The organism is Mycobacterium sp. NGS24, from assembly GCF_059813065.1.
Genome location: NZ_JCALDW010000004.1, coordinates 293907 through 308115, shown reverse-complemented (window position 1 = coordinate 308115; position 14209 = coordinate 293907). Strand labels below are relative to the sequence as shown.

Sequence of the window (14209 nt, the reverse complement as noted above, 5' to 3'; positions counted from 1 at the left end):
GATCTCTCCTTGGAATAGGTCACGCGCCGTAGAGTGTCTTTTTCCAGATCAGGGACAGCATGGCAATGGCGTCCTCATCGCTGACAGTAATGCCCAGGTCCGACTTGCCGACGATGACGGTGGTGAAGTTCTCGAAGAGCAGCGCGATGGCCGCCGCGGTGTGTTCGGGGTTGAGTTCGGTGCCGTAACCCTGCTCCTGGGCTCGGCGCACCGAAGCGGCCACGATGTCCATGCCGAAGCGCCGGAACTGGTTCTGCACATCGGCGAAGCGTTGCTGGGTCGCGGCCAGTTGAGCCACCGCGATCATGATGCCGATGTGCTGCTTGAACATGTTCCAGTAACCGGTGACCACCGAGGTGAAGAACGCGTCACCGGGCGCCTCCGGTAGCTGCACGCTCAGCCCGGACGGCTCGACGACGTCGTGCAGGAAGGACTGCGCCAGCGCGGCCAGCAGATCCTCCTTGTCGCTGAAGTACCGGTAGAACACCGCCGGGGACTTGCCCGCCGCCGAGGTGATGTCGGCCAGGGTGGTGCCGTGAAAACCGCGTTCGGCGAACAGTTTCCGGGCGGCCAGCTCGATGGATTCGCGGGTCTGGCGGCCCTTGGCGGTGAGCAGTTCGGCGGGCATCAGCCGCGGATCCGATCCCCCGCACGCAGCAGCGCGCTCGGCAGGTCGTGGCCGACAGCTTCTTGCGCGACCCGCGCCGCGGCGATCGCGGCCGGCAGATCCACGTCGACCTCGAAACCGCTGTCGGTGAGCAGGTACACCAGATCTTCGGTCGCGATATTGCCGGTGGCACCCGGGGCGAACGGGCAGCCACCCAGCCCCCCGGCCGACGCGTCCAGCCGGGTAACCCCGGCGCAGACCGCGGCGTAGGCACTGGCCAACCCGGACCCGCGGGTGTTGTGGAAGTGCGCACCCAACGGCAGCTCGCCGAGCACCGGACGCAGTTGGGCGATCAGCGAACTCACCCGGCCCGGGGTGGCGGTGCCGATGGTGTCGGCGATGCAGAACCGGTCCGCGCCCCTGTCGCGCGCCGCGGCGGCAATGGCCAGGACGCGCTGCGGGGGAGTAGGGCCTTCGAACGGGGAGTCCCATGCGGTGGCGACGATGACTTCGACGGTGACGCCGCTGTCGCGTGCGATGGCGACGATCTCACCGATCTGGGCGGTTGCCTCGGCGCTGGTGCGACCGACGTTCTTCTGGCTGAAGGTGTCGTCGGCGGCCACCACGTACTCGATGGACCGCAGGCCCGCGGCAATCGCGCGGTTGGCCCCGTTGGGGCTGGCCACCAGCGCGGAGAACTCGATGCCGGGGAAGTTGTGCAGTTCGGCGGCCAGTTCGGCGGCATCGGCCATCGACGGCACCTTGGTCGGCGACACGAACGCCGTGGCCTCCACCTCGCGTACCCCGGTCGCGGCCACCGCGCTCAGCAGGTCCAGCTTGGCCGACAACGGGATCGGCGCCTCGATCTGCAGGCCGTCGCGCAACGCCACCTCCCGGATGGCGACGTAGGTCATAAGACCGCCTCCCTGCGCAGGGCTGCCAGCTGTGCTGCGCTCTTGCCCAGCAGCCCGCCGTAGACGTCGTCGTTGTGTTGTCCGGGCCGGGCGGGACCGGCACTGCGCACCCGACCGGGGGACTCGGAGAGCACCGGCACGATGCCCGGGCCGAGCACGTCGCGGCCCACCCGTTCGTCGTGATGCGGCACCAGCATGCCGCGGGCGCGCAGCTGCGGGTCGTTGACCACCTCGGCGACCGTGTTGATGGGCCCGGCGATAACCCCTGCGGCGGACAGGGTTTCGATGATGTCGCCGGGTTGGCGTTGGGCCGCCCAGGCGCCGATGATTTCGTCGAGTTCGTCCTGGTTGCGGCCGCGGGCACCGTGGTCGGCGAAGCGGTCGTCGGTCGCGAGTTCGGGGCGGTCCATCGCTGTGCACAACCGGGCGAAAACGGTGTCCTGGTTGGCGGCGATCACCACCCAGGAGCCGTCGGCGCTGCGATAGATGTTCGACGGCGCGATCCCTTCCAGCCGGGTACCCGAGGGGCCCCGCACCACGCCGCCGACGTCATAGTCGGGGATGGTGGATTCCTGGACGGCCAAACATGATTCGGTGAGCGCGACGTCCACGACCTGACCCTGCCCGGTCACGCTGCGTCGGTAGAGCGCGGCCAGTGCGCCCTGGGCGCCGAACATGCCGGCCAGGGTGTCGCCCAGCGACAGCGCGAGGCGTGGTGGCGGGCCACCGGGGAAACCGTTGAGGTGTCGCAGCCCGCTGGCGGCTTCGGCCACCGACGCATAGCCGGCTTTGTGGGCGTCGGGTCCGGTTTGTCCGTATCCGGAGACCCGGACCAGGATGATGCCCGGATTGCGTTCGCTGAGCACGTCATAGCCCAGGTTCCACTTCTCCAGGGTGCCGGGCCGAAAGTTCTCCACCACCAGGTCGGACTTTGCGACCAGATCCAGGAACAGCTCCCGGCCGGCCGGCTTGCGCAGATCGAGGGTGATCGCGCGCTTGTTGCGCGCATGCACCGTCCAGAAGACGCGGTGCCCGTCGACCTCGGCCTGCCCCCAGGTGCGCAGTGGGTCCGGCGCACCGGGTGGCTCCACCTTGATGACATCGGCGCCCATGTCGCCCAGCAGGCGACCGACGAATGGTCCGGCGATCAGCGTGCCGAGTTCCAGCACCCGGATGCCGTCCAGCGCGCCGTGAGTCACTGCGCGAACCCGTGCCGGGTCAGCCAGTCGGTGACGATTTCGACCGCCTCCCGCAGCTTGTCTCGCTGGTCGGGACCCGCGTAATAGTGTGTGGCGCCGTGGATTTCGTACATCTCCTTATCCGGGTGCCCGATAGCCTCGAAGAGCCGCCGGGTGTGGCTGGGCGTGCAGGCGTCGTCGCCCAGATTACCGATGACCAGAGCGGGAATGGCGATGTCCTTGCCGCACTTCACGCCGTCGCCGCGAGCGTCGTCATAGCTCCACTGCGACAACCAGCCGCGCAGGGTGGAAAACCGGGCCAGTCCGACCGGGCTCATGTTCACCACCTGCGGATCGCCCAGGTAGCAGGTGCCGGGCTTGCGTTCGTTGGGGTCGACCGTCGGGTCCAGCCAGCGGGGATCGGCCATGGTGCCGTGCACGACGAAGCCGAATTCGGCAACATCGCTGCCGGGCCGACCGCTCGCACGCAACTCGGCCAGTTTGTTCTTGACCCACGCGGTGATTCGGCGGTTGCGGTCAATCTGCGCCTGCCGGTAGCGGGCCAGGAATTCCTCGGTGTAGGGCGGCTGGTTCGGGTTGTCCGGGTTGTAGAGATCCAACTCGGGATCGCGCTTGGTGGGGTCGGACTCGTCCAGGATGGAGGCGTCCAGCCACTCGGTCAGGGTGCCGTGCCGGCTGATGTGTGCGGCCAGCAACATGATCCCGTCGGCGGCCGGCAGATCCAACGTGGTCAGGTCGGGGCCGTCACCGGTGGGGCTGGCGGTGATGGTCGCGTGCTGGGCCTGCTGTTGGTAGAACACCGACAGCGAGCCGCCGCCGCTCCAGCCCGCCAGCACCACCTTCTGGTAGCCCAGCCGGTTCTTAGCGTCCTTGATGCATTCGCCGAGGTCTTCGACCACCTTCTCCATCTGCAGCGCGGAGTCGGTGCCGCGGAATCGGCTGTTGCAGTAGATGACATGATGGCCGGCGCGGGCCAGCGCATTAATCATCGGCAGGTAGGCGCCGCCGCCGATCGGATGCATGAACACCAGCACGGTGTCGCTCGGCTTGTCCTTCGGCTTCAGCAGGTAGCTCTCCAGCACGTTGATGTCGGCCAGCCCACCGTAGACGTCGCGAACCCCCGAATTGTTCTGGAAGGCAACAAGATAGGGAATGCGCTCGTAGTCGTGTTTCACCGCAGTCTGCGTCATGTCAGTGTTGTCCTCAGTGTTGGGCAAGGTCGTTGGCCAGTATTTCCGGGGAAGGGGTCAGCCGACGTCGGGTGTCGATGGCGATCACCTGCCAGTCCACCCGGGTGTAGTCGTCGAACTTGCGGCGGGCGCGCTCGCGGGCCTTCTCCGGCGCGCCGTGGTGAACCCCTTGCGGGGCATGGGAGATCAGGCCCGGTGGCATCGGAATGCCGTAGAGCGAACCGCCGTGGAAGAACGCGATCTCGTCGTAGTCGACGTTGCGGTGATACCAGGGGGTGCGTTCGGTGCCGGGCACCCCTTCGGCGGGCTTGGGCAGGAAGTTCATCACGTAGACACCGGTCGCCTGCATGAACAGGTGCACGGTCGGCGGCAGGTGCATGCTGTCGGAGGTGACGACGTTGTAGTCGGCGATGTTGAAGGTGAACGCGAAGTTGTCGCCGCGCCAGCCTTCGACGTCCAGTGGATTGTGTTGGTAATGAAGGGTAGTGGGCCCACCCTCATGAATGAGGCGGACCAGGTACTCGTCGCGGCCGTCGTCGTCGATGGGTGCCGGGTCGGGGATGACCGCCTGGGACGGGTCGAAGGGGAAGTGCCGGCCCAGGGCGCCCGGTGGCGGGACGCGGAATTCGTCGGTGGCCTCGATCATCAGCAGAATCGTTTCGCTGGACGGGATTTGGCGCCAGGTGCAGGCTTTGGGGATGTACACCCAGTCACCCGGCTGGTAGGTCAATGGCCCGAATTCAGTTTCGAGCAGGCCGGTGCCCTGGTGCACGAAGCAGAGCAGGTCGCCGTCGACGTGCCGGGCGTAGAACGGCATTGCCTCGCTGCGCCGACTCAGCAGCACCCGGCAGTCGGCGTTGCTGAACATCAGCAGCGGGCCGCCGTTCGCATCGGTGGCGTCGTCCGGTTTGAGTTGATCGGCCAATACGTCGGTGGGGCGCAGCGGGCCGACCGCGCGGTAGGCGGTGGGGTCGTTGCGGCGGTACATGTTGGCAGTGCGGCCGATGAACCCGCCACGACCCAGTTCGTCGTCCTTGAGGCCGTCGAGGTCGGCATGAACCCGGCGCGGCGTTTTCCCTTTGCGCAGGTGGACGAAGGATTCCATGACAAGGCTCCCGAAGTCGTAGGCCAGAACTGAAAGTGACGTTACTTTTGTTTCTGGCGGAAGGCAAGCGCCGGCGGCGTCCCTTCGGAGTCAGCCTCGCGCAGCGGCGGATTGGCCTGGGCTCAGCGCACCACTGCGCGTATTAGGTGCCAGTCCGGGTCGCAGCGCCGCCTGCCCGGCCTCTTTGGCCAGCATGACCCCGACGATGCGTCGGGCGCGCAAAGCTGCCGCATCGGCCTGGAATTCGACGCCGCTGCGCCAGCGGTCGTACCCGGAATGACTGGCAGCCATCTCCAGGATCGCGGAGTCGCGTTCGGCGACGCCGGCCAGGAAGGACCGGAGTCCCGCGGTCACTTTGTCGTTATCGGCTCCGTAGTTGCGCGAACCCTGCATGAACACGTGGGTTGACGCCTCGGTCTCGGGGGTGATCGCATGCGTACGGGTGGTGATGTACAGGTCTCCGTCCGCGGTGGTGATCTCCCAGAACTGCCGATGCATTGCCGGGGACACGAAAGTGCCGCTCTCGCGGCGCTTGTAGCGCGGCTCGCGATCGAGTCCGGTGCCGTCGGCCTCCCAGTCGGTAAGTCGGGCTTCGGGCAGATGCCGGGTGTAGGACACCGTCGTTTCCGTGACCTCGACAGCGCTGAATGCCGGCATGGCCGCGATGTCTTCGGGGATGTCATGCCGATGCAGGATTGGGGCGTAACTGAAGTCGAGGTAGTGCTCGTGAACCATCATGTAGTTGGCGGTGATTCGCCAGGCATCGGCAAAGGTCGTCCAGGCCGGGTCGTTGATCCACGGTGTGCTCGGCGGTTGACTGCTGGCCGCCGCGGCGGCCGGTCCCAGCCAGATCCACACGAACGGTGGCCGTTCGAGAACCGGGAAAACCCCCACCCTCATCCCGGTGGGGACTTGAGTCTGGGACGGGATGTGCACACACCTGCCGTCGGTGTCATAGGTGCACCCGTGGTAACCGCAGATCAGTCGGTCGCCGTCAACGCGGCTGTGGGATAGCGGGAATGCCCGGTGCGCGCAACGGTTTACGAATGCGCTCACCTGGCCGCTGAACCCACGCCAGAGCACGACTTCTTGACCCAGCAACCGTCGGCCCAGCGGGGAATGCGTCACTTCGGCGCTGGTAGCCGCGACATACCAGCACTTCTTCGGGACATTGGTCTTGACGGCTCTCAAAGGTCCAGCACCAGCCTCTCGGTGCGCGAGCGCGACACGCAGCACAGCATCACTTCGCCGGCACTTCGCTCGGCGTCCGACAGTACTGAGTCGCGATGGTCGGGCGTTCCCTCCAACACCCTTGCCTCACAGGTGCCGCAGACACCTTCATAACAGCTGCCCAGAATCGGGATGCCCGCGTCTTCGAGCACTTCCAGGATCGACTGATCGGTCGTCACCTCGAAGCTGACGCCCGAGCGTTGGCACACCACCTCGAACTGCTCGTAGGTTGTCGCCTGATCCGACGGAGCCTTGGCGGCGAACCTTTCGATGTGCAGGATGCCCGGGGGCCAGTGCGCACTGTGTTGCTCCACGGCCGACAGCAACGCCTCGGGCCCGCAGCAGTAAACCAGCGTGTCGTCCTCAGGATCTTTGAAAAGTGTTTCCAGGTCCAGCAATCCACATTCGTCCTGGGGCCACACCGTGACACGGTCGGGATAGCGCTCGACCAGGTCGTCGGCGAAGGCCATCGAAGCTCGCGTGCGCCCGCCGTAGAGCAGTGTCCAATCGCCGCCGGAGCGTTGGACACTCTCGATCATCGCCATGATCGGGGTGATGCCGATTCCGCCGGCGATGAACCGGTAGTGCCCGGCGTCGACCAGCGGGAAGTGATTGCGCGGACCACGCACGCGCACGGAACTGCCTTCGCGGAGGTTGTCGTGCACGTAGCGCGATCCGCCCCGCGAGTGGGGATCGAGCAGCACCGCCACCCGCCACATGGCCGACTCGCGCGGATCGCCGCACAGCGAATACTGGCGCGTCATGCCGTCCAGCATCAAGTCGATATGTGCGCCCGGTTCCCAGCGCGGCAGATCGCCGTTGTCGGGATGGGCGAGGTCGAGTACGGCCACACCCTCGGCGGCAGGGCAGCGTCGCCGCACGATCAGATCGGTCGCGAATTCGTGGACGCTGGCGTTGTGCGTGGAAACCACTGCGGCGGACAAGGGTTCATTACTCCGATCCGGGTCACATCACCCGGCCGGGGGCGGCAGATAGACCGTCTTGAACACCTGGAAGGGGTGCAGCCCTTCCGGACCGAGTTCCCGACCGATGCCGCTCTGCTTGATCCCGCCGAACGGCGCGACCGGATCGTTGAGGTAGTGGTTGACGCCGACGGTGCCCGAGCGGACCCGGCGCGCAACCTTGACGGCGCGATCGGCATCAGCCGACCACACGGTTCCGCCGAGGCCGTAATCGCTGTCGTTGGCGATCGAAATCGCCTCGCGCTCATCGGTGTACGGGATCACCGACAGCACCGGCCCGAAGATCTCTTCGCGAGAGACGGTGGCATTGTTGTCCAGGTCGGCGAAGACGGTCGGTTCCAGGAACCAGCCACGGTCGAATCCTTTGGGCCGCGACCCGCCGGTGGTCATGCGTGCGCCTTCGCTCTGCCCTTTGGCGATGTAACCCTCCACGCGTTCGCGCTGCCGCGCGGACACCAGCGGACCGATCTTGGTCTCGGGGTCCAGTGGATCACCGATCTTGAGGGTCCGGACCAGATCGGTGATGGTGTCGACGATCTCGTTGTACCGGTTGCGCGGCGCCAGCACCCGGGTGCTGAGGTAGCAGACCTGTCCGTTGTTGAGCATGGTGGCCGCGAAGAACTGCTCGAGACAACCGGCCAGGTCGGCGTCGTCAAGGATGATGGCGGCGGACTTGCCGCCCAGTTCCAGGGTCACCGGCCGCAGCAGCCTGCCGCACGCCTCGGCGATCCAGCGGCCCGCAATGGTGGATCCGGTGAAGGACACCTTGTCGATTCCGGGGTGCTCGACCAGATACTCACCGATATCCCGGCCGCCGGGAACAATATTCAGGACGCCCTCGGGTAGGCCGGCGGCCGCGGCGGCCTCGGCCATGAGGAACGCGTCCAGCACTGTTTCCTCGGCGGGTTTCAGCACGACCGTGCATCCCGCTGCCAGGGCAGGGCCGAGCTTGAGGAACGAAATCCCCTGCGGCACATTCCAGGGCACGATCGCAGCCACTACGCCTACCGGCTGTCTGGAGACCAGTGTGGTGCCGCCCAGCATGCCGGGGCGTGTCTCCTCCACCGCCGCGCTGGTCATCAGGTCGCTGTAATAGCGCAGCAGCAGCGCGGGAAAACCTGCTTCGAACTGCTGGGCCATCCAGATCGGCATCCCGTTCTGCATCGACACCCGGCGCGCGGTTTCCTCACCGCGGGCTTCCAGTTCGGTTGCGAAGCGTTCCAGCACTTCGGCCCGCTCCTTGGGCTCCCACGTCGACCAACCGTCGGGGTCGTCGAAGGCCGACCGTGCGGACCCGACGGCGGCGTCGATGTCCACGCGGCTCGCGCGGGGGACCGAACCGATGCGGTCTTCATTCGCCGCACACCGCACTTCGATGCGATCGCTGCCGGTGGGTGCCGTCCAGTCGCCGCCGATGTAGAGCTGCGGATACTCGATGGTGGTCACGAATGTTCCAACCTCTCAGGAGATCTTGACCCGGGCGGGCAGATGCTTGAGACCGCCGACGAAGTTGGTCTGTGTCACGCTGCCGGGACCGAGCACCTCGATCGACTCCAGGCGGGGGAGCAGCTCCTCGAACATCACCTTCAGCTCCTGCTTGGCCAGGTGCTGGCCTACGCAGGTGTGTGCGCCGAAGCCGAAACTCAAGTGATTGTTGGGCCTTCTGTCGATATTGAACTCGTCGGGACTGTCGAAAACATCTTCGTCGCGGCAGCCGGACTGGAACAGCGGCATCACCCGGTCACCGGCTTTGATGAGCTGCCCGTGCAGGACGTGGTCTGTGACCGCGCGGCGCATGAAGTGCTTGACCGGAGCCACATACCGCAATCCCTCGTTGATGAGGTCAGGCACCAGGCTGAGGTCTGCCTTGACCCGGCTGAGCACCTCGGGGTGCAGGGCCAGTTGCTGCAGCGTACCGGCCAGGGTCGCCGACGTGGTGTCGTGGCCGGCGGTGAAGATCGCGGTATACCAGCCGTAGACAAAGGATTTGGGCCAGTACTCCCCGTCGGGCAGCTTGGCGCAGGCCACCACCGTCGCCAGGTCGTCACGCGGATTCGCCCGGCGGTCTTCGGCCAGCGCATCGAAGTATGTGAAGAAGTCCTGGATGGTGGCGGAGAACTGCTGGGCCATCGCCTCCGGCGACAGCGCCTCGACGTCCTCACGCTGGTGCTCAGGATCGGCGGTGCCGAAGAACTCCTGGGTCAGGGCCATCATCCGCGGCTCGTCCTCCGGGGGCACCCCGACCAGCGTCATGATCACGTGCAGTGGATATCCCAGCGCCCAGTCGTCGACCAGGTCGATCTGCCCGCCAGCCGAAACCTCTTTGAGCCGGTCGATGGATTCCTTGGCGAGCTCGCGAATCCGGTCTTCCATCTTCCGGACCGAGGGCGGCTTGAAGTAGCCGAACGCCATGTTCTTGGCATGGGTGTGCTCGGGCGGGTCGATGTAGGGAAGGGCGTCGAGGATGCGCAGGCTGCCACCGAGCAGCTGCTTGGTGAACTCGTCGCCGGCGATGTTCTGCAGGATCGGATTGTGGGTCCCGGGGTTATCCGTACCGCCGCCCGCGACGAAGACCTCCGACAGGCTCTCGACCTCTTGGATGTCAGCATGCTTGCTGACCAGCCAGATGGGGTTGTAGCCCTCGACCAGTGCCTTTGCGACCGGCATGTTGTTGCGTAGCCACTTGTACGCATCGTGTAGTGCGACGAGGTCCGCATGGCCCTCGGGCAGCACCAGTCGACGCGCGATCTCGTCGGGCAGGACGGCTGATTCGGTCTGTTCGGTGATGGTCATCTCAAAGGTGTCCTCTTCTTGCTGCCTGGTGTTTCTTGTCGCCGCTGGTCACGTGCCGATGATTCAAGTGTTGTGGGGACGCGTCCTTCATGCGTCACCATGACGGGGGGTCATCACTCCCGCATTGGGGGTAACCGTCACTCGCCGGGGCAGCCCTGGTCGATCCACGCCTCGATATCGGCAATCTCCTCAGGCGACATCGGGTCGAGGTAAGCGGGCATGCGCGGGGTCACCGCGCCGGCCGGCGGTTCGTCCAGGTCCGAGCCGAACGGGGCCGTGCCCTTGAGTGACAACACCAGGTTCGAATGAGCTCCGTCGCCGAGCGTGACCAACGGCCGCCCGCCCACCTTCATCGTGACGAACTGATCGCGTGTCACGTCCCGCCAGAACGGACCGTGCGACGCTACGTCGCAGTCCGGACCGCCGACTGACTTGTCGAGGAGGTCGACGACGTCCGAGAAGTTCATGGTGCTACCCCTTCCGTGGTAGTTGCAGTGCGACGCCAGGCTGTCTGCGTCAGGTGTGTCGGCCCATTGCGAGAACCTCGTCGAATCCCTCGCGCAGCGAGCTGGTGAAGGCGATCGGCTCGGTGACGGATTCCGGATCGAAGTTGACTGCGATGCAGCAGGTTTCCTGGTAGGTGACCATCGCGACCATCGCCGGAATTCCGGGCCGTGGACCCATCGGGTAGATGTGTGTGACTCGGGCGCCGGCCAGGTACAGGGGCCGGGTGATGACGCCCAGGTTCGAAGCCTGCAGGTCGGACAGGCCGGTCATGCCGCCGGCGATGCGGGTCAGCGCGATCTTCGGCAGCCGACTCAAGACGGGCGCGACGAGGTCGAGGAATCCGAGCGCGGGTTCGGCCCGGGCTTCGGCGATGAACCGGTGGATGGCCGCGATGCGCACCGCCGGGTCGGGCTCTCCGACGGGCGCGACGAATCGAGCGCCAGCGAACCTGTTGGCGCCCATCGGATCGTTGTCGGTGCGCAGGCTGACCGGGATCGCCACCGGTATGGAATCGACGGCAACGGAGAGCTTTTCGTGGTAGCGGCGAACCCCGCCAAGCAGTCCGGCCAGGAATGCATCGTTCACCGAGCCGCCGGCTGCGCGCCCGGCCGCCTTGAGTTCTGCCAGCGGGACGTCGAAGGTGTCCAGCCGGTATGACGAGCCGCCGCCGGTCAGTGCGGGGGAGTGGGCGGTATCGGGAGGGGTGAGCACGCGCTTGAACGACCGCGCGAATTTGATTGCGGCGGTAGCGGTCCCGACGGGGTCACCGACGAACCGGCCGGCCGCGCCAGTCGCCTCCCGGAGCAGCGCCGTGGGGGCATGGACGGCGGTGCTGGTCAGCCGATTCAGCAACAAACCCTCCGGCGATTCGGCAGGCCTCGGGTCGGGCACCGGGTGGTCGTCTCTGGGAGAGGGTTCGCGGCCACGGGAGTGGGCGAGGTCGAGCAACTGCAGCAACCCGATTCCGTCGCTGAGACTGTGGTGTGGCTTGAACAGGTAGGCGGCCCGGTCATCGGCGAGGCCGCAGACAAGCAGCGCCTCCCACGGCGGCCGCGTGGGATCGATTGGCCGGACAGCGAATTGGGCGGCCAGCTGGTGCAGCTCGGCCATCGAGCCGTCGCCAGCCAACTGGACCCGTTGCAGGTGGTAGGCGAGGTCGAAATGGGGATCCGGCGACCAGGCCGGAGCGACCAGCGGCAACACCGGGTCGACGATCCGCTCCCGCAACCGCGGGATGCGACGGGTGAGCCGGTCGTGGGCGGCCACCAGCCGATCCCAGTCCGGTTCGGTGTCGAGTAACTCGACCAGCACGCCGGTCGAGCGGGTGCGGGGATCGCCCTCGGTGCGCCACATCAGCGCTTCCCAGGCACTGAGATCCTGGCCCCCACCCCAGGCGGCGAACACCTCTGGACTGCTATCGGACATTGCTGCGCCCTTGCTGTTGCTCCGGGACCCGGTCCACCTGCCGGGTGAGGTCCAGGATCAGCTCGGCCACCCGAGCCGGGTCGTCAGACATCGGTACGTGCCCGACCCCGCGCAGCCGGATCAGCTCCGCACCGGGCAGGCGTTCCAGCATCGGCGCGCCGAAGTGTCTGTAGGGCAACACAAGATCGCGCTCCGCCCACACCAGTCGGACTGGATAGTCCCGATCGGCGGGCAGCGGCCGCACCGGGTCGAGATGGAGGGTCCGCAGCAGTGGGCTGACGATCGGCGCCTGGCTGCTGGCTTGCAGATACGTCACCAGCGTCTCCAGCGGTACCTGTCCCGGCTGAGCGACCTGGCCCGCGAGCATGGCCCAGCGCAGCAGCCGTCGCTGCACCAGCGTTTCGGCGCGCTCCGAATACCGGCCCAGCGCAACGAGTCCGAACCGGACGCAGTAGGCGGTCGCCCGCAGCCGGCGCGGTGATCGCCAGGCGCCGGCGGGGCTGAACAGCACCAGCGACAGTGCCCGTCCCCGGCGGGCCAGCTCGATACCGATCCAGCCGCCGAGTGAATTTCCCGCGATGTGCACCTTCGCCAGACCCAGGCGGTCGAGTTCCTGTTCGAGGTCGTCGACCAGCATCTGTACCGAAGGGACGGTCCCGGCGGTCAGGGAACGCCCACCCGCATGGCCGGCCAGCGTCGGCATGATCACGTCGTGGTGTGCTTCCAGATGGGGCAGCACCGGCGACCAGACGCGCCAGATCGCGCCGATCCCGTGTAGCAACAGCAGCGGAGTGCCGACTCCGGTGCGGTGACTCGGGGTCAGTTCCAGGCCGTAGACGGGGTCGCGGGGCCGACGCGACTCACGTCGGACCAGTGCCGCCGCCGCGCCGGCCGTCACCACCGCGGCGGCCACCGTCGCGGTTCTACGTCGCGGGCTTCTCGTCATCGCCAACGTGTTCAGGGCGTCAGCACGACCTTGAGGACCTCGCCGCGCAGCTGGGCTTCGACCGCTTCGTTGATCTGCGCCAAAGGCATTGTGGTGACCAGCTTGTCGAACGGAAAGCGGCCCTGACGGTGCAGGTCGAGCAGATACGGGATGAATGTCTGCGGGTCGGAATCGCCTTCGACGATGCCGCGGATGGTCAGACCCAGCAGCGGAGGCTGGAACAGGCCGACCGAGAAGACGGCCTGCGGGTCGGCGGGGACGCCGATCAAGCCCAGCGCGCCACGCATCCCCAGCGCCGCGAGCAGTTGTTCGACGACAGGTGTCACGGCAGTGGTGTCGATACCGTAATCGACTCCCGCAGGGGCGATTTCACGGATTTGTTCAGCCAGCGGACCCGCTTGCGGGTCGATGCTGTGGGTGGCCCCGAAGTCGGTGGCCAAAGACCTGCGGCTCTCGTGCAGGTCGACCGCGATGATCGAGACCGCGTCGCGCACGGCCGCAGCCATGACGGCCGACAGCCCGACCGCGCCGGCCCCGGCGACGACCACCGTCGAGCCCGGCTGGACGTCGAGGGAGTTGAAAACCGCGCCGGCGCCCGTCTGGATCCCGCAGCCCAGGGGTCCGACGAGTTCGATCGGTGCGTCCGCCGGCAGCTTGACGACGTTGCGCTGGTGCGCCAGTGCGTGGGAAGCCAGGGACGACTGTCCGAAGAAGTTCGCCGAGAGCGCTGCCCCGGCCGCGGACACTCCGGAGGATCCGTCCGGACGCCGCCCGCCGAAGTTGTATTCGAGGAAGTTGTGGCAGTAGGCCGGCTCGCCCTTCGCGCAATGGGCACAGTTGCTGCAACTGTTGAAACTCAGCGCAACCCGGTCACCGACGGCCACCGACGTGACGTCGCCGCCGACCGACACCACGGTGCCGCTGCCCTCGTGGCCCAGGATGCCGGGCAGCGGGAACGGCAGGTGGCCTTCTTTGACCGCGATATCGGTATGGCAGACGCCCACGCCCGCGATTTCGACGAGCACCTCGTCCGGCGCCGGGTCCTGCAGCTCGACCTCGGTGACGGTGAAGGGTGCACCTACCTCCTGCACCACCGCGGCTGAGATCTTCATCCGACCTGCCCCTCCGTTGTTGCTGTGGCGCCCTGCACGGCGCGGGTTGGTGAGACGGGCTCGGCATACCGCGGCATACCGAACCCGGTCTGGTGAGTGTGTCCGAACGGCGCGCTCGGTCGCGTCACCACATCGGGCAGTTTCCTACCCCGCATCAGGGGGATCTCGCCCGAAAATGCTTGGCCGGCGTTACTTCGG

General features: G+C 66.7%; 13 protein-coding genes. All 13 read right to left on the bottom strand.

Annotated elements, in window-relative coordinates:
- Positions 1-19: 19 nt before the first annotated feature.
- The 13 genes from AC5Y6Y_RS08960 to AC5Y6Y_RS08900 all read right to left on the bottom strand — a co-directional run bounded on the left by AC5Y6Y_RS08960 (position 20) and on the right by AC5Y6Y_RS08900 (position 14011).
- Entirely contained in the window at positions 20-628 is a 609-nt protein-coding gene (locus AC5Y6Y_RS08960; RefSeq protein WP_463827563.1) for a TetR/AcrR family transcriptional regulator, read from the bottom strand.
- A complete protein-coding gene (locus AC5Y6Y_RS08955) occupies positions 628-1521 on the bottom strand; it encodes a hydroxymethylglutaryl-CoA lyase (RefSeq protein ID WP_473139188.1) in 894 nt (297 codons plus the stop codon). The genes AC5Y6Y_RS08960 and AC5Y6Y_RS08955 overlap by 1 nt, the downstream gene beginning before the upstream one ends.
- Positions 1518-2720: a CaiB/BaiF CoA transferase family protein gene (locus AC5Y6Y_RS08950; RefSeq protein WP_473139187.1), complete on the bottom strand. Its 1203-nt coding sequence runs from the start codon at positions 2718-2720 to the stop codon at positions 1518-1520. The genes AC5Y6Y_RS08955 and AC5Y6Y_RS08950 overlap by 4 nt, the downstream gene beginning before the upstream one ends.
- Complete coding sequence (locus tag AC5Y6Y_RS08945; RefSeq protein ID WP_473139282.1) at positions 2717-3895, bottom strand: alpha/beta hydrolase; 1179 nt, start codon at positions 3893-3895, stop codon at positions 2717-2719. The genes AC5Y6Y_RS08950 and AC5Y6Y_RS08945 overlap by 4 nt, the downstream gene beginning before the upstream one ends.
- Positions 3896-3923: 28 nt before the next feature.
- On the bottom strand, positions 3924-5015 hold the full coding sequence (locus AC5Y6Y_RS08940) for a homogentisate 1,2-dioxygenase (protein WP_473139186.1): 1092 nt from the start codon (positions 5013-5015) through the stop codon (positions 3924-3926).
- A gap of 90 nt (positions 5016-5105) precedes the next feature.
- Positions 5106-6206, bottom strand: a complete 1101-nt coding sequence (locus AC5Y6Y_RS08935) for a Rieske 2Fe-2S domain-containing protein (protein WP_473139185.1) — start codon at positions 6204-6206, stop codon at positions 5106-5108.
- Positions 6203-7189: a PDR/VanB family oxidoreductase gene (locus tag AC5Y6Y_RS08930; RefSeq protein ID WP_473139184.1), complete on the bottom strand. Its 987-nt coding sequence runs from the start codon at positions 7187-7189 to the stop codon at positions 6203-6205. Before AC5Y6Y_RS08930 ends, AC5Y6Y_RS08935 begins: the two co-directional genes overlap by 4 nt.
- Positions 7190-7216: 27 nt before the next feature.
- On the bottom strand, positions 7217-8674 hold the full coding sequence (locus AC5Y6Y_RS08925; protein ID WP_473139183.1) for an aldehyde dehydrogenase: 1458 nt from the start codon (positions 8672-8674) through the stop codon (positions 7217-7219).
- A 15-nt stretch (positions 8675-8689) separates the two neighbouring features.
- Positions 8690-10021 (bottom strand): cytochrome P450, encoded by a 1332-nt coding sequence (locus AC5Y6Y_RS08920; RefSeq protein ID WP_473139182.1) that lies wholly within the window; start codon positions 10019-10021, stop codon positions 8690-8692.
- 137 nt (positions 10022-10158) lie between these two features.
- Positions 10159-10488 (bottom strand): hypothetical protein, encoded by a 330-nt coding sequence (locus AC5Y6Y_RS08915; RefSeq protein ID WP_463827571.1) that lies wholly within the window; start codon positions 10486-10488, stop codon positions 10159-10161.
- A gap of 49 nt (positions 10489-10537) precedes the next feature.
- Positions 10538-11953, bottom strand: a complete 1416-nt coding sequence (locus AC5Y6Y_RS08910; protein ID WP_473139181.1) for a wax ester/triacylglycerol synthase domain-containing protein — start codon at positions 11951-11953, stop codon at positions 10538-10540.
- Positions 11943-12866 carry an alpha/beta fold hydrolase gene (locus AC5Y6Y_RS08905; protein WP_473139180.1) on the bottom strand — a complete coding sequence of 308 codons (924 nt, stop codon included), beginning with the start codon at positions 12864-12866 and terminating at the stop codon, positions 11943-11945. Before AC5Y6Y_RS08905 ends, AC5Y6Y_RS08910 begins: the two co-directional genes overlap by 11 nt.
- Positions 12867-12910: 44 nt before the next feature.
- Entirely contained in the window at positions 12911-14011 is a 1101-nt protein-coding gene (locus AC5Y6Y_RS08900) for an NAD(P)-dependent alcohol dehydrogenase (protein WP_473139179.1), read from the bottom strand.
- Positions 14012-14209: the final 198 nt, after the last annotated feature.

Bases quoted from the DNA above. Each gene is read 5' to 3' on its own strand.
- AC5Y6Y_RS08960 (WP_463827563.1), bottom strand. From the start codon at position 628: ATGCCCGCCGAACTGCTCACCGCCAAGGGCCGCCAGACCCGCGAATCC.
- AC5Y6Y_RS08920 (WP_473139182.1), bottom strand. From the start codon at position 10,021: ATGACCATCACCGAACAGACCGAATCAGCCGTCCTGCCCGACGAGATC.
- AC5Y6Y_RS08955 (WP_473139188.1), bottom strand. From the start codon at position 1,521: ATGACCTACGTCGCCATCCGGGAGGTGGCGTTGCGCGACGGCCTGCAG.
- AC5Y6Y_RS08915 (WP_463827571.1), bottom strand. From the start codon at position 10,488: ATGAACTTCTCGGACGTCGTCGACCTCCTCGACAAGTCAGTCGGCGGT.
- AC5Y6Y_RS08940 (WP_473139186.1), bottom strand. From the start codon at position 5,015: ATGGAATCCTTCGTCCACCTGCGCAAAGGGAAAACGCCGCGCCGGGTT.
- AC5Y6Y_RS08900 (WP_473139179.1), bottom strand. From the start codon at position 14,011: ATGAAGATCTCAGCCGCGGTGGTGCAGGAGGTAGGTGCACCCTTCACC.
- AC5Y6Y_RS08910 (WP_473139181.1), bottom strand. From the start codon at position 11,953: ATGTCCGATAGCAGTCCAGAGGTGTTCGCCGCCTGGGGTGGGGGCCAG.